The organism is Winogradskyella sp. HaHa_3_26, from assembly GCF_019278425.1.
GTDB classification, from domain to species: Bacteria; Bacteroidota; Bacteroidia; order Flavobacteriales; family Flavobacteriaceae; genus Winogradskyella; species Winogradskyella undariae.
The window spans coordinates 562,153-583,697 of the sequence record NZ_CP058981.1; the positions used below are offsets into that span (position 1 = coordinate 562,153).

General features: G+C 31.7%; 16 protein-coding genes. 12 read left to right on the top strand and 4 right to left on the bottom strand.

Annotation, left to right across the window (positions count from 1 at the left end; translation table 11 throughout):
• The first annotated feature begins 34 nt into the window (after window positions 1-34).
• The 4 genes from H0I32_RS02410 to H0I32_RS02425 all read left to right on the top strand — a co-directional run bounded on the left by H0I32_RS02410 (window position 35) and on the right by H0I32_RS02425 (window position 6,307).
• Entirely contained in the window at window positions 35-2,185 is a 2,151-nt protein-coding gene (locus H0I32_RS02410) for a TonB-dependent receptor plug domain-containing protein (protein WP_179313953.1), read from the top strand.
• 5 nt (window positions 2,186-2,190) lie between these two features.
• The gene (locus H0I32_RS02415) at window positions 2,191-3,381 is read left to right on the top strand and encodes an HmuY family protein (RefSeq protein WP_179313954.1); all 1,191 of its coding nucleotides are present in this window, start codon (window positions 2,191-2,193) and stop codon (window positions 3,379-3,381) included.
• Window positions 3,382-3,494: 113 nt separating this feature from the next.
• Window positions 3,495-4,748, top strand: coding sequence for a T9SS type A sorting domain-containing protein (locus H0I32_RS02420; protein ID WP_179313955.1), 1,254 nt, complete (start codon window positions 3,495-3,497; stop codon window positions 4,746-4,748).
• Window positions 4,749-4,861: 113 nt separating this feature from the next.
• Entirely contained in the window at window positions 4,862-6,307 is a 1,446-nt protein-coding gene (locus H0I32_RS02425) for a T9SS type A sorting domain-containing protein (protein WP_179313956.1), read from the top strand.
• Window positions 6,308-6,370: 63 nt separating this feature from the next.
• Here H0I32_RS02425 and H0I32_RS02430 read toward each other — a convergent pair whose 3' ends face one another.
• From H0I32_RS02430 to H0I32_RS02440, 3 genes are read right to left on the bottom strand one after another with little or no spacing between them, the layout of a single operon-like run.
• Window positions 6,371-7,234 (bottom strand): hydroxymethylglutaryl-CoA lyase, encoded by an 864-nt coding sequence (locus H0I32_RS02430; RefSeq protein WP_173587027.1) that lies wholly within the window; start codon window positions 7,232-7,234, stop codon window positions 6,371-6,373.
• A gap of 27 nt (window positions 7,235-7,261) precedes the next feature.
• Window positions 7,262-7,879, bottom strand: a complete 618-nt coding sequence (locus H0I32_RS02435; protein ID WP_173586900.1) for a LysE family translocator — start codon at window positions 7,877-7,879, stop codon at window positions 7,262-7,264.
• Window positions 7,880-7,935: 56 nt separating this feature from the next.
• Window positions 7,936-8,964: a quinone-dependent dihydroorotate dehydrogenase gene (locus H0I32_RS02440; protein ID WP_179313957.1), complete on the bottom strand. Its 1,029-nt coding sequence runs from the start codon at window positions 8,962-8,964 to the stop codon at window positions 7,936-7,938.
• 148 nt (window positions 8,965-9,112) lie between these two features.
• On the opposite strand from H0I32_RS02440, the gene H0I32_RS02445 reads away from it, so the two are divergent.
• The 5 genes from H0I32_RS02445 (at window position 9,113) to H0I32_RS02465 (ending at window position 13,399) form a co-directional block, all read left to right on the top strand.
• Window positions 9,113-9,943 carry a universal stress protein gene (locus tag H0I32_RS02445; protein ID WP_179313958.1) on the top strand — a complete coding sequence of 277 codons (831 nt, stop codon included), beginning with the start codon at window positions 9,113-9,115 and terminating at the stop codon, window positions 9,941-9,943.
• Window positions 9,944-9,964: 21 nt separating this feature from the next.
• Window positions 9,965-11,194 (top strand): peptidase T, encoded by a 1,230-nt coding sequence (pepT, locus tag H0I32_RS02450; RefSeq protein ID WP_179313959.1) that lies wholly within the window; start codon window positions 9,965-9,967, stop codon window positions 11,192-11,194.
• Window positions 11,195-11,307: 113 nt separating this feature from the next.
• The gene (locus tag H0I32_RS02455) at window positions 11,308-12,099 is read left to right on the top strand and encodes a hypothetical protein (protein WP_179313960.1); all 792 of its coding nucleotides are present in this window, start codon (window positions 11,308-11,310) and stop codon (window positions 12,097-12,099) included.
• Window positions 12,100-12,220: 121 nt separating this feature from the next.
• Window positions 12,221-12,784, top strand: coding sequence for a TetR/AcrR family transcriptional regulator (locus tag H0I32_RS02460; protein WP_179313961.1), 564 nt, complete (start codon window positions 12,221-12,223; stop codon window positions 12,782-12,784).
• A 66-nt stretch (window positions 12,785-12,850) separates the two neighbouring features.
• The gene (locus H0I32_RS02465) at window positions 12,851-13,399 is read left to right on the top strand and encodes a carboxymuconolactone decarboxylase family protein (RefSeq protein ID WP_173586894.1); all 549 of its coding nucleotides are present in this window, start codon (window positions 12,851-12,853) and stop codon (window positions 13,397-13,399) included.
• 153 nt (window positions 13,400-13,552) lie between these two features.
• Here H0I32_RS02465 and H0I32_RS02470 read toward each other — a convergent pair whose 3' ends face one another.
• A complete protein-coding gene (locus H0I32_RS02470) occupies window positions 13,553-16,174 on the bottom strand; it encodes a chondroitinase-B domain-containing protein (protein ID WP_179313962.1) in 2,622 nt (873 codons plus the stop codon).
• A 271-nt stretch (window positions 16,175-16,445) separates the two neighbouring features.
• Between H0I32_RS02470 and H0I32_RS02475 the strand changes: the two genes are divergently transcribed.
• The 3 genes from H0I32_RS02475 (at window position 16,446) to H0I32_RS02485 (ending at window position 21,490) form a co-directional block, all read left to right on the top strand.
• On the top strand, window positions 16,446-18,218 hold the full coding sequence (locus H0I32_RS02475; protein WP_179313963.1) for an AMP-dependent synthetase/ligase: 1,773 nt from the start codon (window positions 16,446-16,448) through the stop codon (window positions 18,216-18,218).
• Window positions 18,219-18,624: 406 nt separating this feature from the next.
• On the top strand, window positions 18,625-19,080 hold the full coding sequence (locus tag H0I32_RS02480) for a MarR family winged helix-turn-helix transcriptional regulator (protein WP_173586891.1): 456 nt from the start codon (window positions 18,625-18,627) through the stop codon (window positions 19,078-19,080).
• Window position 19,081: 1 nt separating this feature from the next.
• A complete protein-coding gene (locus H0I32_RS02485; RefSeq protein ID WP_179313964.1) occupies window positions 19,082-21,490 on the top strand; it encodes a 3-hydroxyacyl-CoA dehydrogenase/enoyl-CoA hydratase family protein in 2,409 nt (802 codons plus the stop codon).
• The last annotated feature ends 55 nt before the right edge of the window (window positions 21,491-21,545 follow it).

Here is a 21,545-nt window from a genome sequence, read left to right on the forward strand (position 1 = left end):
ATAAGATTATATATTTGCGACAAATTTATATAGAATGAGTCTAATTAAAAATAAAAATCCATTTTATTTTTTACTTTTTTTAAGTTGTTTCTTAAATGCGCAAGACAAAAAGCGAGACAGCACTGCAACTGAAAAATTAAAAGAAGTCGTTGTTGTAGGCGAAAGTAATATTACTGCTGTAAGTAAGAAACTATTTACGGTAAGTACAATTAAGAGATCTGATATTGATAATGTAGCAGGAGCCAATTTAGCGGATATCTTATTTAACAACTTAAATATTACCGTAAACCCAGATGCATCTTCAGGACGTTCTACAGTGAGTTTATTCGGATTAGATGGACAGTATGTAAAGATCTTACTTGATGGTATTCCTATGGTTAGCGATAACGGTCTTGGAAATAACATTGATATTTCGCAACTAAATATAGATGATGTAGAACGTGTTGAAATCGTAGAAGGCTCAATGGGAGTATTATATGGTGATAACGCTGTTGCTGGTGTCATAAATATAATTACCAAACGCGGTTTAAAAGAAGACGGTTGGCAATTACAAATGGCTTTACAGGAAGAAACTGTAGGTAATGAATTTGAGTTTTTTGATGAAGGGAGACACATTCAAAATTTTAGAGCCACAAATCAAGTAAATGAAAAGCTATCCTACACTTTTGGTGTTTCTAGAAATGATTTTGCAGGGTATTACAATGGGTATAAAGGCCAAAACTATGTCAATATTGAAGATAATTTAGTGGTTAATGACAGTTTACGTGGGACGGAATGGAATCCTAAAGAACAAATTACGGCTTCTGCCAATGTAGATTTAGACTTAGGTAAACACAATATATTTTACAAATTACAATATTTTAATGAGGATTTAGATATCTATAACCATAGTGTTAACGGGAGATATGAAAACGGCCAATTAAACCCAACGGCATTAGATGAAAACTATAAAACAGATCGATGGGTTAATAACCTAAATGTTTCAGGTTCTTTAAATGGTGCGACGCAATATAATTTTTCGTTGTCCTATCAAAATCAAAAACGGAACTATAAAGAGTTAGTTTACAACATATTTGAACAACAAACACAATCTGTAGAAACCGATGCATTAAGCCAATCTAGTGAAGTATGGTATTCTAAAACTTTTGTAAATAATATTGTCGCGCAATCGCGTTGGTTTGATTTACAACTTGGTTACGAGTTTACCAATCAGTCTGGGTTTGATGCTAATGCGTCTGGAGCTTATTCTAATGAGGTTGTAGAAAACACAATCACTAATTACGAGTTATTCGGGATTGCTGAGTTTCAACCCACTCAAAAACTTTCAATACATCCTGGTGCAAGGTTTACAAGTAGTACACAATTTAATAACCACTTAATTTGGTCATTATCTTCTAATTACAATTTCACTGAAACACTTAAATTAAAAGCAGTTGTGGGCTCGGCTTACAGAGCCCCTAATTTTGAGGAACTATTCTTTTATTTTGTAGATGCCAATCATAACGTACAAGGAAACGAAGACCTACAACCTGAAGATGGTATTTCGGTTTTTATTAATTTAAAAGACAACTTTAAAATAGCGAAAGAAGGGTATTTAAAGACCAACTTCAATTTTTTTCATATCTATTTAAAAGATGCTATTGCTAGTATTACGACAGAAGATGCTGATGGTAGAACCTTATTCACACAAGACAATATCGATTATAGCTCACGTTTAGGGTTTACCTTAGATAATAGTTTCATTTATAAAAACTGGAATATTGGTCTTGGAGGCACCTATCTCGGAGTTAAAAATAACATCCAAGAATCTGAATCTAATGACACTGACTATTTATGGAGTTTTAATCTTCAAACGTCTTTAGCTTACCAACTACCAAGCTGGAATACTACAGTTTCTGCGCAATTAAAATACACAGGTGAAACCGAAGGTCTTTTTAGTGATAGTGATGGTGAAACTTTTACAGGTATAACAGAATCTTTTACATGGTTAAACGCTTCCATCCGAACTAAAATTACACCTCAAATCGAAGCCACACTCGGAGCTAGAAATATTCTTGATGTTGTAAATATAAATACTGCTGCCTCGTCTGGAGCGCATACAAGCTCAACATCAACATCACGATTAATCGGTAATGGCCGATCTTATTTTTTAAAACTTTCATATAAATTAAATTTTAAACACTAACAATTATGATAAACAAATTTTTAACATTAATACTATTTATAGGAGTTGCCCTATTTACAGGTTGTAGCAATGATGATGATGTTTCATCGACAACAACTACGCCACCGTCTACAGGTGGAATTATAGATCCTGAAGTTGGTGGCTTTAATCAGCCAAACCGTGTATATGTCGATTTAAGTACAGGTAACCAAGTGGTTTCACGTAGAGACTCATGGGAAATTGCTGTATATAATGGTTCTGAAAACAGAGTATACTTAAATAATGCTCTATTAGTTTCAGCAGCAGAATTAGAAGGGATTACTGATATCACTTCGGTTACAGCATCTACTTCTTTAGTTTCTCCATTAACTTTAAACGCATTAGATCAAACATTTACACCAACTACGATAACGATTTCTACAGTAACTGAGCTGATGCAAGGGCTTCCTGTTAGCTATTACCAATATGGAGATTTAGATGCTGGTATTTCATTTACGGATAGTAAAGAAGGTGAATTAACAGGCACAGCATTCGGGGAGATTTCCACTACAAATAGTGAAAATAACGTTTACATTGTGAATTTAGGTAACGACATACCGACAACTAACAATGGCACATTAAACACAACAGGTGAACCTCGAGGTTATATGAAAGTTAGAGTTTTATCTAATGGAAGTAGCTACACTATTCAATACGCAGAATTGAGCAATACTGTCGATTATTCTGAAATTGTTGTCACAAAAGATAGCAACTACAACCTTACTGCGGTAAGTTTAACAGATGGACTAATTGTTAGTGTAGAACCAGAATCATCGGATTGGGATATCGATTTAGGAGGTGTATTTTCTTATTATGGTAATCAAGGTTCTTTAGCTGCAGGGTTAACCTACTCGGATTATACCCTACACAACACACTAGGTGGCGTAAGTTTATACGAAATTAACGTTGAAGATGACATCACACCAAGCTATACGGATTTCACATTAACAGATGTTAATGAATCTAGTTTAGTATATACCGATCGTGCCGTAGTTGGTAGTGATTGGAGAAGTCTAGATTACACAACAGGGGAAACTTCAGTAACAGAAGGGAGATACTATATTGTAAAAGACAATAATGGTAACTACTATAAATTAAGATTTACTGCAGTAGAAAGCGAAACAGGTGAACGCGGTTATCCTCAATTTCAGTATGAGTTATTAGTAAATGATAACTAATCAAAAAGTCATAAGATAATATAATTGAAAAACCCATCTCTACGGAGGTGGTTTTTTTAAAACCCAACAAGTTATTTTTATTTAATCCAAATTAACATATAAAAATTTAAGACATGAAAACAATTTTACAATTTTTAACCGTAGTATTATTCTTTATTACAGCTAATGCACAAGAAACCGTCGTTGATTTATCAATGCAACCCTCTTATTCAGATCAAATTTATTATAAATTAAGCACAGAAACAGCAACATCTGTTACAGCAAACTCATGGGATATAGCGTTCTTAAGAACAAGTGCATTCGAATTCGGTATGCGAGTAAATAGCGGTATTGGTATTGAAGTCTTTGAAGCTGCAAACACAGCTGCAAGTTATAGCTCTATTGATGTAACAAATGAAGCTAATTGGACAGCACTTCAAAACAGTGAAACCACTTGGAGTGGCGGCGCTTTTGAACAAGGTTCTGCTTCTTATGGTTTTGGAGAATACAACCCTTCAACTCATGCTGTGGTAGGATCTATTGTATTTGTTTTAAAATATGCAGACGGAACCTATAGAAAGTTCATTAATGAAAGCTATGCTGCTGGTTATATTTTTAAGTATGCCACTTGGAATGCCGAAACTTCAACTTGGAGCGAAGACCAAACTGCAACGGTTTCTAATACAAATAATCCAGAAAATAAATTTAATTATTACTCTTTACAAAATAATGAAGAGGTTGTCGCTGAACCTGCAATTGCTGATTGGGATTTTGTATTCACTAAATATGCAAACGATTATTTTGGTGACGGAAGTTTTTTCTACCCAGTAACAGGTGTTTTACATAGTGATGAAGTTACTGTGGCACAAAATGATGAAGTTAATGGTATGCCAGCAAACCCAACATTAACTTATTCTGAAGACATCAATACTATTGGTTACGATTGGAAAGATTTAAATGATGCTTGGGCTTACGATGTAAGCTCTAATCAGGCTTATTACATAAAATATGCAGACGACACTATTTACAGATTGTATTTTACAGCCTTTGAAGGAAGCAGTACAGGAAACCTTTCTTTTGCTTTTGAAAATGTAACGAATGCTTTAAGTATCGAAGATGTAAATAGTTCTGTTGCTTTCGGAATGTATCCAAATCCTACAACAGACAAAAAAGTAAATTTAATTTATGATGTAAATACATTAGCTTCAAATAACAATGAAGTCTCTATTTTCTCAACTACAGGTCAAAAAGTATATCAAACTAGCTTAAATATAAACTCAGGGTTTTATAATAAATCCCTTGATTTATCTTCATTAGCTAGTGGTATCTATGTCTTACAATTTACTTCAGGAAATAATAGTGTGACTAAGAAGCTTATTTTAAAGTAACCTCAATAAATTAATCATAGAAAGAGAAGAGTTTAAATTAACTCTTCTCTTTTTTCGAAAAAAACAAATCTTAGAATCATTCTAAATAAAAGAATTAAAGTTAATATAACATTATGAAAAAACTATTCATATTAATAGCATTTATTACAATATTACAAAGCACTTATTCGCAACAATTTACCGAAAACACTGAAATAAATTTAACAGGTATTTTATACGGAGAAGCAAAATGGATAAATATAGATAATACTGATAAAGAAGAATTATTGCTTTCTGGATATGACACTAATTATGAGGCTTTTTCAGCACTCTATTCATATCAATCAGGGAGTATAGGATTATTACCTATTACTATTGAACCTTATTACTTTTCATCCATAGGAAAATTAGACTATAATAATGATGGAGTTAGCGATTTTATTATCATAGGATATAACTCATATGATGAAGGAGCTAGTACTTTATATGTAAGTGACGGAAATGGTTCATATACAATTCAAGATATAAATATTCAAGGAACAACTAATGGAAAAATAAAAATAGAGGATTTAAATAATGATGGATTAGATGATATAATTATAACTGGGTCTGATGCTAACTATGATAATATTGCAAAGTTATATTTACAAAATGTAGAAGGCGATTTTATAGAATCTACAGCTCCTTTTTTTGGAAGTACTTATAGTAGTATTACCACATTCGACGCTAATAATGACGGTAATATAGACGTATTACTTACAGGGTTTAGTAGCAGCTATATTCCAGAATCCAAACTATATCTTAATGACGGAACTGCTATTTTTACAGAAAGTACTGCAGTATTAGCGGATGTATATTTCTCAACATCTAGCGCAGCTGACTATGATAATGATGGAGATATCGATATATTAATATCTGGTTTTAATTCTTCTTATGCTCCTTATACAGTATTATATAACAATGATGAGCACGGAAACTTTACAGAAAATACTACAGTTACATTAGAGCAACTTTATTGGGGAGCTTCTAATTTTGTAGACTATGATAATGATGGAGATTTAGACCTATTTTTATCTGGTGCAGATTCTAACACAGTTCCACATGCTAAATTTTATAAAAATACTAATGGAATTTTATATGAAGACACAAATGCTGAAATAGGAATTTATGGTACATACGTTAGTTCTGCCGATTGGACAGATTACGATGACGATGGAGATTTAGACTTTGTTTTAAGTGGTCTTAATAGTGATAATGAACCAATAACTAAAGTTTATACTAACCAACAAGAAAGTCTAAGTATTGAAGATTTTGCCAATACTACTCAATTATCAATTTACCCAAACCCAACAACAGATAAAACTGTTAATCTGGTTTATGACGAGGAACAACTAACCGCTTCTATAAATACAATTAAAATCTATTCTAGTACAGGTCAAAAAGTATATCAAACGAGCTTAAATACAAACTCAGGGTTTTACAACAAATCTCTTGATTTGTCTTCATTAGCTAGCGGTATCTATGTCTTACAGTTTACTTCTGGAAATAATAGTGTCACTAAGAAACTAGTCTTAAAGTAGTCGATTATTTTAATAATATAAAATTATAAAACCCTCACAAAGAATATGTGAGGGTTTTACTTTTTAATGATATTTTTTAAAAATCTTAGTCGCTTCGTTATAAGAACTCTCAAAACACATGGCATTAAGATCGTGTGCTTTTTTCTGCGTAAAATATGAGAACATTTTTTCAGTAGGCATATTACCTGTTAGATCATCTTTTGCCATTGGGCAACCTCCAAATCCTTGAATAGCGCCATCAAAACGACGGCAGCCAGCTTTATAAGCTACATCTACTTTTTCAAACCAAGATGTTGGTGTGGTATGTAAATGTGCTCCAAATTCTATATTAGAATACTGCGGAATTAAATTTGAAAATAAATACTCTATATTTTCAGGATTAGAACTTCCTACGGTATCACTTAAAGACAAAATACGAACTCCCATTTTAGACAAACGTTCCGTCCACTCTCCTACAATATCTACATTCCAAGGATCACCGTAAGGGTTACCAAAACCCATAGAAATGTATACTACAACTTCTTTATTACTCTTATCTGCAATTTCTAAAATTTCAGAAAGTGTAACCACAGATTCTGCAATGGTTTTATGTGTGTTACGCATCTGAAAGTTTTCTGATATAGAAAACGGAAACCCTAAATAATCAATTTCTTTATGCTTAGAGGCATCATTTGCACCTCTTGTATTAGCAATGATAGAAAGGAGTTTACTTTCGGTTTTACTTAAATCTAACTGTGCTAAAACCTCAGCTGTATCTACCATTTGCGGAATCGCTTTTGGAGATACAAAACTACCAAAATCAATAGTATCAAAACCTACACGAAGTAAGGATTGAATGTACTGAACTTTCTTTTCAGTAGGTATAAAATCCTTAATGCCTTGCATAGCATCTCTAGGACATTCTATTATTTTAACCGCTTTATTCATTAGGTCAAATATAGGCATTTTCATATTTTACAACAGTATGAATATCGCAATCCCTACAAACACTATAATCTGCAACCATTTTAAAACCAATCCAGAATTTTTATGCTTTACCGTATAGGTTTTAATCTGGCCTGCTAATAGTGCCACAGAAGAGAAAACAATAAATGAAACCAATACAAAAACACCTCCCAAAACATAAAATTGAACTACAGTATTCATTGTTTTACTAAACAAAAAACCAGGGAAAAAGGCTAAAAAGAAAATCGCGACTTTAGGATTGAGGACATTCATAAAAAAGCCTTTTACAAATAATCCCTTTAAGCTTCTTTTAGAGGAAACATTAGATTCTAAGTTGAGTTCAGCATCTGACATAAAAACTTTATAAGCCAAATACAACAAATAAAAAGCACCTAGTAATTTAATGCCAAAAAATAAATGATCATTAGCTTTTATAACTGCAGAAACACCAAAAGCAAGTAGTGTTGTATGTACTAAACAACCCGACATTAAACCACAAACAGTTGCCAATCCATAAGATTTACCGTTAGTGATACTTTGTATTAAAACAAAAATATTATCTGGTCCTGGCGAAATTGCTAAAATGGAAGTAGCTAAAGCAAAAGAGATTAAAATATCGTAATTCAATTATAAAGTATAGCGTTAGAATTAAATTTATTATAAATATACTTTTTGAAGAATTCCTACTTCAATAAAGCCTTATTAATTCGTTTAATTAGTGATGGACCCTCATAAATAAAACCTGTGTAAACTTGTACTAAATCTGCACCAGCTTCTAATTTCTCTAAAGCATCTTCAGCAGAATGCACACCTCCTACTCCAATAATAGGAAAGGCTTTATTACTTTTTGTTGCTAGATATTGAATCACTTTTGTTGATTTCTTTTTTATAGGTTGTCCACTTAAACCTCCGTTTCCAATAGCTTCCAATCTAGATTCAGGTGTTCTTAAACCAGATCGATCTACAGAAGTATTACTTGCAATAACACCATCTAAATTTGTTTCTGCAATCAACTCAATAATTTCATCTAATTGTACTTCATTTAAATCTGGAGCAATTTTAAGTAGAATTGGTCTTTGCTTACTGAACGCTAAATTTGCTTTTTGAACAGCACCTATTAATTCTAATAAATAGTCTTTATCATTTAATTTAGCATGGCTCCCTACATTAGGACAACTAACATTAAGCACAAAGTAATCTACATAAGGATGCAATGCTTTAAAGCATTCTAAGTAATCTTTAGTATAATCTTCAGGAAGCGTCTGGGTATTTTTCCCAATATTTCCACCAATAATTAACTGCCCTTTATTTTTCTTAAGTTGAACAATGGCAGCTTGTAATCCTTCATTATTAAAACCCATTCGGTTAATAATACCTTTATCGTCTTTTAAACGAAATAAACGTTGTTTAGGATTCCCTTCTTGAGCTTTAGGTGTTACCGTTCCTATTTCAATAAAACCAAAACCAAAATTAGCAAGGTCATTATAAAGTACCGCATTTTTATCAAAACCAGCAGCTAAACCAACCGGGTTTTTAAATGTAAGTCCAAATAAATGACGTTCTAACTTTTTATCTTCAACGACATACATAGATCTAAAAAGTCCTTTAACTCCAGGGATTTTAGATAATGTTCTAATTAACGAAAAAGTAAAATAATGCACTTTTTCTGGATCGAAACAAAATAAAATAGGTCTAATAATAGTTTTGTACATAATAACAGTTTTGCCGTGCAAAAATAAGCATCTGAACTTAATAAAAAAGGATAAATAATCCTATTAATTTTAACAGAAACTGTTATATATCATTATTTTTCCTTAGGAATTTTACTAACTTTGGAATCCAAACCAAAATCAAAATATCATGAAAAAAATTATCGTTCCTGTTGATTTTTCAAAGCATTCTGAATATGCACTAGAAACAGCTGCAGAAATAGCAAAACAACACAATGCAGAATTGATTGTTATGCACATGCTAGAATTGTCTGAATCTATCTTCTCAGCTTCTATTACTGAGCGTAATGATGAAAATGCTTTTATGCTTTTGGTAGCTAAAAAGCAATTTGATACTTTTTTAGATCAACCATATCTTGAAGGTCTTACTGTTACTCCGGTGATAAAATACCTTAAAGTATTAAATGAAGTTGCTGCTGTAGCTACTGAAATTGATGCTGATCTTATTGTTATGGGATCTAGAGGGCATAATGATTACGATGGTGTATTTACAGGATCTAACACAGAAAAAGTTGTACGCCATAGCAACACACCTGTTTTAATCGTTAAGTCTAAACCAAAAGTTGTTAATTTTGAACATATTGTAATAGCTACTGATTTTTCTGAAGAAAGCGTTCCTTCAATCAAAAAAGCTTTAGAGTTATTAAAGATATTAGGAAAAAAAATATCATTGTTAAATATCAATACTCCTAATTTAGGATTTTTAAGTACTGATGAAATTGACGCAAAAATTGCTGTATTTTTAGAAAAAGCAAAATTAAGTGACGATGATATTTCTATAGCTCGTATCTCTGACCACAGCGTAGAAGATGGTATATCTAGCTTTATAAAGAGAGCACATGTAGATGCAGTATCTGTGATTACACACGGAAGAAAAGGATTAAATCTTTTCTTTGGAGGTAGTATTTCTGAAGATGTTGTGAACCATGTTAAACTTCCTGTTATTACATTTAAACTTTAATTTATCAATTTAAATATTATTATGCAGCATATCATAGATCGTTTTATAGGCTATGTTACTATAGACACAGAATCTGACCCAAACTCTGAAGCAACCCCAAGCACAACTAAGCAATGGGATTTAGCTAATAAATTAGTTGAAGAGTTAAAAGGTATTGGATTGAGTGACGTTACTATTGACGAGAATGCCTATATCATGGCAACTTTACCAAGTAACGTAGATCACAAAGTACCAACTATTGGTTTTATTTCACATTTTGATACCTCTCCTGATTTTACAGGAGCGAATGTAAAACCTCAAATTATTAAGAATTACGATGGTAAAGACATTGTTTTAAACGCTGAACAAAACATTATTTTATCTCCAGATTATTTTGAAGATTTACTACTGTATAAAGGTCAAACGTTAATAACAACTGATGGTACTACTCTTTTAGGAGCAGATGATAAAGCCGGAATTACAGAAATTGTAACGGCAATGGAATACCTTATTAATCATCCTGAAATAAAGCATGGAACGATTAAAGTTGGCTTTACTCCAGATGAAGAAATTGGTAGAGGTGCTCATAAATTTGATGTTGAAAAATTTGGAGCAGATTGGGCTTACACTATGGACGGTAGCCAAGTTGGTGAATTAGAATATGAAAATTTTAATGCTGCAGGTGCTGTAATTAAGGTAAAAGGTAAAATAGTACATCCTGGATATGCTAAGGGTAAAATGATAAATTCAATGTATTATGCATCAGAATTTATTAACACATTACCTAAATTAGAAACTCCTGAAACGACTGAAGGCTACGAAGGTTTTTTCCATCTTCATAATATGATAGGTGAAGTTGAAGAAACAACACTTCAGTATATTATTCGCGATCATGATAAAGACAAGTTTGAAGCTCGTAAAGCTTTAATGGAAAAGATTGTTTTAGATTTAAATACAAAATACGAAAGTGAAGTATTTGAAATTGAAATCAAAGATCAATACTTTAACATGAAAGAAAAGGTAGAACCTGTAATGCATATTGTTGATATTGCAGAAGAAGCCATGAAAGCTGTAGGTATAAAACCTCTTATAAAAGCAATTAGAGGAGGTACTGATGGTTCTCAATTATCTTACATGGGATTACCTTGTCCTAATATTTTTGCAGGTGGTCATAATTTCCACGGACGTTATGAGTACGTACCAGTAGAAAGTATTCAGAAAGCTGTTGAAGTTATTTGTAAAATAGCTGAGATAACTGCGACTAGAAAATAATATTTAATCTTATTCTCAATATTTTATTAGCAGTAAACACTTAATTTATATTAAGGTTTACTGCTTTTATATTTTAAAATAAAATCAGTAATAGGTAAATATTAATTAATAAAATGCCCGAATTATTAATCTTAATTAAATTAATTGTCGCCATTCTATTCGTTATTGGTTTATCTATTCTTGCCGAAAATGTAAGTACAAAGATTGCAGGTATTTTATCAGGATACCCATCCGGTTCTGCTATAACTTTATTTTTCTTTGGATTAGAAGTTAGTCCTGACTTCGCTGCAGAAAGTGCTGTTTTTAATATGATTGGGTTAACTGCAACTTTATCATTTGTATATATCTATTACATGGCTTCTAAGTTCTTTACTAAATTCAATATCCTTCTTTCTTCATTATCTGCTATACTAGGATATTTTGCCATTGTTTCGCTATTACAGCTTATTGATGTCAATAAATATATAGCCGCATTAATACCTGTTACATTTTCATTTCTTTACATTTATCTTTTCAAAAAAATTAAGAATGTTAATATCCAGACTAAAGCAAAGCTTAATTATAGAATTCTTTTTGTGCGAGCCTTTTTTGCTGCTTTAATTATTTTATTAATTACGAGTGTTCCTAGATTTGTAGGGCCAAATTTAGCAGGACTTTTTTCTGCCTTTCCTACAACACTATTTCCGTTAATCTTAATTATTCACTTTACCTATTCAAAAGAACATGTGCATACAATTATAAAAAATGTCCCTATTGGTATGTTTTCATTAATAATTTATTCCTTAGTGATCTCAATAGTATATCCTTTGTTCGGAATTTATGTAGGTACCATTATTTCGTTTGCAGCAGCTACTGTTTATCTATTAATTTACAGAAAATTAAAAAGTATAACAGTAAATCGTTAATACTTCATCTTTAATCAACCTCTTTAAAAAACTAAATAAATGTTAAATCCTTTTTCTTTTCTAAACAATTGGTTAGTTTTGTACTGTAGTTAGAAATTAAGTGATTCTAATTATAAAAAAAATGGCAAGAAAAAAAGAATATAACGAAACTGAAGTTGTTGAGAAAGCAATGCATATCTTTTGGAGAAATGGCTACCAAACAACATCAATGCAAATGCTTGAAAAAGAAATGGGCATTAATAAGTTTTCAATATATTCTAGTTTTGGTAATAAAAACGGTTTATTCTTAGAAAGTTTAAAGCAATATAAATCGAAAATCAATTCTATTTTTGAAAAGTTTAGAAAAGCAGATAACGGAATAGAAGACATAAAGCAGTTTTTTTATGATTCTGTAAGTTCTAACTTTGAAGAAGGAAATGAAAAAGGGTGTTTGGTTACAAATACTTACAATGAATTTTCAGAAAGCGAAGACCTATTAATAAAAGAGCAAATGAATTCTTTTATGGATGGTTTAAAAACTATTATTATTGAAAAGCTTAAAATGGATCCTTCTAAAGACGAAGAAACCATTATAAAACAAGCTAACTTTTTACTTTTAGCAAAACATGGTTTAGCCGCAGCAGCAAGAGTAAACACAAAAAAGGAAATAGAAGATTATATTGAAATGACCTTTAAAAATTTATAACCTTTTTTTTTACGACATAACTAACCGAACGTTTAGAAAAAATACAACAAATAAAAAAGAAAAATTATGACAACATTAAAAATTCACAACATCGAAAGTGCACCAGAAGAAAGCAAAGCTTTATTAGAAAAATCTCAAAAAGGTTTTGGTATGATTCCTGGTTTACATGGGGTTTTAGCTAGTGCTCCAAAAACATTTGAAGCTTACCAAACATTACACGAGTTATTTACTCAAACTTCTTTTAACGAAGAAGAATTAACAGTAGTATGGCAAGCTATAAACGTAGAACATGCATGTCATTATTGTGTACCTGCTCACACAGGAATTGCAAAAATGATGAAAGTTGATGATGCTATAACTGAAGCTTTACGTAACGAAACGCCTTTAGCAGATGCTAAATTAGAAGCATTACGTACTATGACATTAACTATTGTTAGAAATCGTGGACACGTAACTGAAGAAGAATTAAGTACATTTTATGCTGCTGGTTATGGTGAGCAACAAGTATTAGAGATTATTTTAGGATTATCTCAAAAAGTAATTAGTAACTATACTAATCATATTGCAAATACACCTGTAGATGCACCTTTCCAATCTTTTGCATGGAAAAAATAGAAATGTAGTTCCCTAAATTACAGATTTATTGAGTAGACCTTCCTATATAATTTAGGAGGGTTTATTCTTTTTATAAAGCTTGATATTGATGCAAAAAAAAATCGTTTAAAAAATTAATTTTAAACGATTCCTTTTTTATAAAACTTTAATGATTTAGTTTTTAATCACTATAAATTTAGAAACATTAACACCTGTTGCACCTGATAGGTTAAGAATATAAGTTCCATTTTCAATATTAGAAACGTTCATAGTAAATTCAGAATCTAAAAAGTCAACTTTATTATTCATAACCAACTTACCATCTACACTATAAAGTTTTGCAACTTCAATATCCATAGCTTCAAAAACCTTAACTGTTAAACTGTTTTGTGCAGGCACCGGATAAATCTTTACATTTTTATCGTAATCAAAATCATTAACAGACAGTACTTCATTACCAAAAAATTCAATTTCACCAAGTGTAACCCAAGCACTTGTTCTAGAATCTCCATCACTATTAAATCTTCCAAAACCTAATACTTTTACATATCTAGTACTTGTATCTACTTCGTATAAATTAAAATCTGTAGTACTAGTAGCCGATAGTAATAAATCACCAGTAGTTGGTAATACCATTGAAAAATCTGAATCCTCAGTTCCTGTTGTAGAAACAAAAAATTGGAATCCAAAAGCATCCGATTTATTTGAAGTTGTAAACTGAATTAAATTAAGGGTATGAATACTCCCTAAATCATAAATAACATATTCACCATCTCCTTTATAATCTCCCGATAAAATATCGCCATCATCTGCAGTCCAAACCGAACTATTATCTTTATCTAAACTATTAGAGGCATAATTAAACTTAGTAACCCCATCGACTTCTTCTTCAGAAAAAGAATGAATTGTAACAGGATCCTCGCCTATTACACCTGTATTTATAAGATCATATAAATCCGTTAAATCTGCACCATCTTGTACAATGCTTAAAACTCTTACAATATCATCGCCTCCTGCATCTTGCGTAAAAGTAATAGAACCTGTTCTGCTACTTGTATCTGAGTTTTCTGTAACTGTAACAGATATAGTTGCATCAGCTGTACCAAAGATTGTATCAATAGAAATCCAATCGTCATTAGAAACTGCTATCCAGCTTACATTAGCATTAACATAAACATCATAACTTCCTTCTTCTGGAGAAAGTGTTTGTAATCCACTAACGGTTAAAGATTCTGGTATTTCAATAGTACAATCTCCATCTGTAATCTTAACACCTAAACTATTTAAAAAACAAGCTCCTATTCCTGAACCAACCATACCATCTGTTGTAGGTAAATAAGCTCCCATATCTGCACCTTTTCCTATTGCTCCTACACCTAAGAAAGTAAAAATTTCTCCTTCTGCAGTAGCTGTAATTCCTGCTTCTTCAGCAAAGCCTGCATTTGTAACTCCTAAATTTGTTCCTGCATAAACATTACCAGAGTAATCTAATGCTGATCCTAAATCTGAATAGGCATCAGCTTCATCTCCTGTAATAACATCTGTTATATTTTCATTACCAGGAGTAAAATAAATTAAGTTATTAGACACAACACCTGTTGGATCTGTAGAACCTTTATCTACATTATAAAATAAAGGCGCATTAGTATTTATAATAGAATTATTTGAAAGTGTAATATTTTCAACTTTTTGATACCCATTAGAATTATTATCAGAAGTACAAGCAACAGAATTATTAGCACTACCACCTAAAAATGTTATACCATTATTCCATATAGATTGATCGATAACAGTAACACAATCTTGAATATAATTATTAGTAATCGTATGTTCACTATCAACAATTCTAATTCCACCTGTACCGTCTACATTTTCACCTAAAAAGTAATTTCCTTCTACTGTAGCATTAGATCCATGACGAAGCACTAAAGACCCTCTACTTCTTCTAAAAGTGTTATTTATAAATGTATTGTTTTTACTTTTATTAGTGATAATTTCATTTTCACCATCAGCTTGTACAAAATAATTATTAGTCACTAAAGTACTACTATCAACATTTTGATAAGAACTTGTACCAATACGTATCGTTTCACTATCACCAGAATTTGTTAAATCTGAATCTATTTTTTCATAATTATAAAAATAATTATTGCTAATCGTATGGCCAACGATATCACAACTTGTATTGATTTCTGGTTCATCATCATCAACCGGAGGATAAGCATTGTATGCTAGCTCTACAAGAACCATATTACCGGCATTAGTCTTATTCATAAATGAACAATTAATGACAGTATTATAAGTTCCATATAATGTGATCCAATTATGCTTTACACTACTTGTTGCATCAAAATCATCCGGATCAACAGTTAAACCGTCTAATGCACAATTTTGAATTGTACTATGGTTAGCATAATCATAACCATCTCTAAATTCTATAACGGCACTAGCACCATAACCACCGTGCCAATAAAAACCATCAATAATTACGTGATCTCCACCAATGCTCATTCTCAAGCCTCCTGTAAATTCAACACCTCCTGGGGTTTCTGATTTAAATGTAATAGGCATTTCTGCAGTACCTGTTGTAGGAGAAAATTTAATTCTTTCGTCAGTTGTGTAAGTTCCATCTGCTAAAATAACGGTGTCACCCGCAGCAAGTGTTTCTACTAAATCTTCTAGGTCATCAATATTATCAATATTATGTGTTGTTTGAGCAAACAAACTAAATGTTGAGAATAAAAAAAGACTAAGTATCATTAGAATTTTTGTCCGTAAATAGTAAATTGTTGTCATAGTTTATTAATTAAAAAATTGGTTAGAGATAAATTGGTTTACCAAATTGGTAAACCAATTATATTAATCCAAATATAACAAAAATTAATGATTATTTTTAATATTATTTTATGAAAAAAAGTGAACTTTATTGTATATTTCATAAAAATAACCACACATTACTCTAGCATAAATCAATAATTCTTAAATTTTTCTTACTAACATTACTAAATTTGTATTCAATAATTTTATACTTTCGTATTCTCTCTTACTAAAATAAGCATTGACAACTATGACAGAAGTAACTCGACTTTTCGATTTTCCATATTATCAATTAAAACATAACCCTAATCCTAAATCATTAGTAACCAAACACAATGGTGAATGGGAAGCTACATCTACACAAGAATATGTAGATAAATCAAATGCTATAAGTAGAGCTTTGCTACGATTAGGCGTAAAAAAAGATGATAAAATTGCTGTTATTTCTACAACAAATAGAACGGAATGGAACATAACAGACATTGGAATTCTTCAACTTGGAGCACAGAATATTCCTATTTACCCAACCATTTCAGCAGAAGATTATGAATATGTTCTAAACCATAGTGAATCTACTTACTGTTTTGTTTCAGATGAAGAGGTTTTAGAAAAAATTCGAAAAATTCAAGATAAAACAAAAATAAAAGAGGTCTACTCTTTCGATTATATTAAAGGTTGTAAACATTATTCTGAATTATTAGAGCTAGGTAAAGACGAAAGTAATCAGCCTGAAGTTGAAGCTCATAAAGATGCTGTAAAACCAGATGATTTAGCAACTATAATTTATACTTCTGGTACAACAGGAAAGCCAAAAGGTGTTATGCTTTCTCATTGGAATATTACAAGTAATGCTTTAGATTGTTCTCCTAGAGTTCCTATTAAGGAAGGAAATAACAGAGTTTTAAGCTTCTTACCAATTTGTCATGTTTTTGAACGCGTGCTTATATATATATATCAATACGCAGGGTTTTCTATCTATTTTGCAGAAGGCATTGATAAAATAGGTGATAATGCCAAAGAAGTTAAACCTCATCTTATGAGTGTGGTTCCTAGATTACTTGAAAAAGTTTTTGATAAAATTATGTTTAAAGGCGAAGAGCTTTCCGGTATAAAAAAAGCACTTTTCTTTTGGGCTGTTAAATTAGGAGGCCAATGGAAACCTTATAAAGCTAATGGCTGGTGGTACGAGTTTCAACTTAAAATAGCCAATAAAATTATATTTAATAAATGGAGAGATGCTCTTGGGGGCGAAATAAGCACTATGGTTTCTGGTAGTGCCGCACTACAACCTCGATTAGCTCGAATATTTGGAGCTGCAAAAATGCAAGTCATGGAAGGCTATGGATTAACAGAAACATCTCCTGTAATAGCTGTTGGTTTATATAAAGACAATAGTTATAGAATAGGAACTGTAGGAAAACCTATTGATAATGTAGAAGTTAAAATCGCAGATGATGGCGAGATATTAGTAAAAGGACCTAACGTTATGTTAGCCTATTATAAAGATCCTGTTAAAACAGCAGAAGTAATGACTGACGGTTATTTTCATACTGGAGATAAGGGATTAATTGATGCGGATGGTTTTCTAAAAATTACAGGTCGTAAAAAAGAAATGTTTAAAACCTCTGGAGGTAAATACGTTATTCCTCCATTGTTAGAAAACGACATGAAACAATCACATTTTATTGAACAAATAATGGTTGTTGGTGAAGGTGAAAAAATGCCTGCTGCTTTAATTCAACCGAATTTCGATTTTATACGAGATTGGATTGATATTAAAAAACATGACATCGGAAAAACAAATGAAGATATTGCGAATTCTGAAATCGTAATGAATCGTATTCAAAAAGAAGTTGACAAATACAATAAACATTTTGGTAAATGGGAACAAATTAAACGTTTTGAACTTACACCAGATATTTGGTCTATAGATGGAGGTCATTTAACTCCTACACTAAAAATGAAACGTGCCATTATTGTAAAGATGTATCAAGATCTTTATGATAAAATTTATCGATCATAATTTAACACATTTTCAAAAAAACCTTTTTTACAAACTTCAAAACTGTAAAAAAGGTTTTTTTTTATTAAATTTTTAAAGTATTAAAGTATTAAAACACCTCCTTTATTAGAACTTTTCTTATGATTTCTAATAAAAAATCTAAATCATTATTAAGAGTTTCTTTCAACTCCTTTTTATATTTCCATAGTAAAAATCAGCCTATTTTCACAACCTTTAACACTCACTAATTTTTGAATCGCTTTTCTCTAGTGATTTAAAAATTATGTCATAATCGCAAAAAAAGCACCCAACAAAAAGACTTCTGTGAATTTTACCATCTTAATATTAAAATATTAGTAATAATATTTTCTTAATTTATTATGCGTGCATAGTGTTTTTTGTTATATTTGGATTCCAATGACAATAAATGAAAGATAAAACAATAGATTATATATTAAGAACAACTTGGCTAGCAGTTAACAAAATGTATAACGAAGAAGCTGCCAAATTTGATACAACCATGGCTACCGGTTTTGCCCTACTAAGTATTGATCCTGAAAACGGAACTCCATCAACTTCTTTAGGTCCAAAAATGGGAATGGAAGCAACAAGCCTTTCAAGGACTTTAAAAATGATGGAAACAAAAGGCTTAATTGAACGTAGACCTAACCCCGAAGATGGACGTGGGGTTTTAATCTTTTTAACAGAGTTTGGTTTAGAAAAAAGAAATTATTCAAAAGCTAGAGTAATCACTTTTAATGAAACCATTAAAGCAAATATTTCTGAGCAAGAATTGGCAAGCTTTCAAAAAGTAGCCGAAGTCATTAATAACATGATCTCTAACAAACAAATATACAATCAAAAGGAACAAACAATAAAATAATATGAGCAAACGTAGAATTAATAAAATAGCAATTATCGGTTCCGGAATTATGGGAAGCGGTATCGCATGCCATTTTGCCAATATTGGTGTCGATGTCTTACTATTAGACATTGTACCAAGAGAATTAAATGATAAAGAAAAAGCTAAAGGTTTAACCTTAGAAGACAAAGTGGTTCGTAACCGAATGGTAAACGATGCTTTAACGGCTTCTATTAAATCAAAACCTGCACCACTCTACCATCCTTCATTTGCTAACCGTATCACCACAGGTAATCTTGAAGATGATATCGTAAAAGTAAAAGATGTAGATTGGATTATGGAAGTCGTTGTAGAACGTCTAGACATTAAACAACAAGTTTTTGAAAAGCTTGAAAAATATAGAACACCAGGAACCTTGATTACCTCTAACACATCAGGTATTCCTATTAAATTTATGAGCGAAGGTCGTAGTGAAGATTTCCAGAAACATTTCTGTGGAACACACTTCTTTAATCCGGCGCGTTACTTAAAATTATTCGAAATTATTCCTGGACCTAAAACAGAACAACCTGTTTTAGACTTCTTAAGTGAATATGGTGAAAAGTTTTTAGGAAAAACTTCAGTTGTAGCTAAAGATACACCTGCTTTTATAGGAAACCGAATCGGTATTTTTAGTATTCAAAGTTTATTTCACACAGTTAAAGATTTAGATCTTACCATAGAAGAGGTTGATAAACTTACTGGTCCTGTAATTGGTCGTCCAAAATCGGCAACTTTCCGTACGGTTGATGTTGTAGGTTTAGATACTTTAGTTCATGTTGCTAACGGAATTAGTGAAAACTGTCCTAAAGATGAACGTTTAGAATTATTCAAATTACCTGATTTCATCAATACCATGATGGAAAATAAATGGTTAGGAAGTAAAACAGGTCAAGGATTTTATAAGAAAGTAAAAAAAGCCGATGGTTCTTCTGAAATTTTATCTTTAGACTTAAACACCTTAGAATACCGTGCTTCTAAACGCGCAAAATTTGCAACTTTAGAATTGACTAAGACTGTCGATAAAGTTGTTGATCGTTTTAAAATATTAGTAAAAGGAAAAGATAAAGCAGGCGAATTCTATAGAAAAAGCTTCGCTGCCTTATTTGCTTATGTATCTAACCGTATTCCTGAAATTTCAGATGATTTATATAAAATCGATGATGCTATGAAAGCAGGATTTGGATGGGAACATGGTCCTTTTCAAATTTGGGATGCCATTGGTGTTCAAAAAGGAATTAAAATGATGCAAGCAGAAGGTTTAGAACCTAATGCTTGGGTAACTGAAATGTTGGCTTCTGGAAGTGATTCATTTTATACCGTGAAAGATGGAGCAACCTACGCTTATGATATTCCAAAGAAATCACAAGAAAAAATTCCTGGTCAAGACAGTTTTATCATCTTAGATAATATTAGAAAAACAACCGAAGTCTTTAAAAACTCGGGTGTTGTTGTAGAAGATTTAGGAGATGGTATTTTAAATCTAGAATTCCAATCTAAAATGAATACGATTGGTGGTGATGTCTTAGCCGGATTAAATAAGGCTATTGATATTGCTGAAAAAGATTTCGCAGGATTGGTTGTTGGTAATCAAGCTGCAAACTTCTCGGTTGGTGCAAACATTGGAATGATTTTTATGATGGCTGCAGAGCAAGAATATGATGAATTAAACATGGCTATCAAATATTTCCAAGATAGTATGATGCGCATGCGCTACTCTTCTATTCCAACAATTGCTGCGCCTCACGGTATGGCACTTGGTGGTGGATGCGAACTTTCTATGCACGCAGATAAAGTGGTTGCAGCAGCAGAAACTTACATCGGATTGGTAGAGTTTGGTGTTGGTGTCATTCCTGGTGGTGGTGGTTCTAAAGAAATGGCTTTAAGAGCATCAGACACCTTCAAAAAAGGAGATGTGCAATTAAATACTCTTCAAGAATACTTCTTAACTATTGGTATGGCTAAAGTAGCAACTTCTGCTTACGAAGCTTTCGATTTAGGAATTCTTCAAAAAGGAAAAGATGTTGTGGTTGTTAATAAAGACCGTCAGATTGCTGTTGCTAAACAACACGCTATGTTAATGGCAAATATGGGTTATACACAACCTGTAAAACGTACCGATGTAAAAGTTTTGGGTAAACAGGCTTTAGGTATGTTTATGGTAGGAACAGATTCTATGAAAGACTCTAAGTACATTAGTGAGCACGATATGAAAATTGCAAACAAATTAGCCTACGTTATGGCTGGTGGAGATTTATCAGAACCTACTCTAGTTAGCGAACAGTATTTATTGGATTTAGAACGTGAATCATTCCTTTCATTATGTACAGAACGTAAAACGTTAGAAAGAATTCAACATATGTTGACTAAAGGGAAACCATTAAGAAACTAGATTATTGGATTACCGGATTTCCAGATGATTGGAAATCTAAAATATCTAAAAATCG

Excerpts from the sequence above, each read along its gene's own strand:
- H0I32_RS02470 (WP_179313962.1), bottom strand. The coding sequence starts at position 16,174 with ATGACAACAATTTACTATTTACGGACAAAAATTCTAATGATACTTAGT.
- H0I32_RS02415 (WP_179313954.1), top strand. The coding sequence starts at position 2,191 with ATGATAAACAAATTTTTAACATTAATACTATTTATAGGAGTTGCCCTA.
- H0I32_RS02455 (WP_179313960.1), top strand. The coding sequence starts at position 11,308 with ATGCCCGAATTATTAATCTTAATTAAATTAATTGTCGCCATTCTATTC.
- H0I32_RS02420 (WP_179313955.1), top strand. The coding sequence starts at position 3,495 with ATGAAAACAATTTTACAATTTTTAACCGTAGTATTATTCTTTATTACA.
- H0I32_RS02425 (WP_179313956.1), top strand. The coding sequence starts at position 4,862 with ATGAAAAAACTATTCATATTAATAGCATTTATTACAATATTACAAAGC.
- H0I32_RS02430 (WP_173587027.1), bottom strand. The coding sequence starts at position 7,234 with ATGAATAAAGCGGTTAAAATAATAGAATGTCCTAGAGATGCTATGCAA.
- H0I32_RS02480 (WP_173586891.1), top strand. The coding sequence starts at position 18,625 with ATGAAAGATAAAACAATAGATTATATATTAAGAACAACTTGGCTAGCA.
- H0I32_RS02460 (WP_179313961.1), top strand. The coding sequence starts at position 12,221 with ATGGCAAGAAAAAAAGAATATAACGAAACTGAAGTTGTTGAGAAAGCA.
- H0I32_RS02465 (WP_173586894.1), top strand. The coding sequence starts at position 12,851 with ATGACAACATTAAAAATTCACAACATCGAAAGTGCACCAGAAGAAAGC.
- H0I32_RS02445 (WP_179313958.1), top strand. The coding sequence starts at position 9,113 with ATGAAAAAAATTATCGTTCCTGTTGATTTTTCAAAGCATTCTGAATAT.
- H0I32_RS02475 (WP_179313963.1), top strand. The coding sequence starts at position 16,446 with ATGACAGAAGTAACTCGACTTTTCGATTTTCCATATTATCAATTAAAA.
- H0I32_RS02410 (WP_179313953.1), top strand. The coding sequence starts at position 35 with ATGAGTCTAATTAAAAATAAAAATCCATTTTATTTTTTACTTTTTTTA.
- pepT (WP_179313959.1), top strand. The coding sequence starts at position 9,965 with ATGCAGCATATCATAGATCGTTTTATAGGCTATGTTACTATAGACACA.
- H0I32_RS02485 (WP_179313964.1), top strand. The coding sequence starts at position 19,082 with ATGAGCAAACGTAGAATTAATAAAATAGCAATTATCGGTTCCGGAATT.
- H0I32_RS02440 (WP_179313957.1), bottom strand. The coding sequence starts at position 8,964 with ATGTACAAAACTATTATTAGACCTATTTTATTTTGTTTCGATCCAGAA.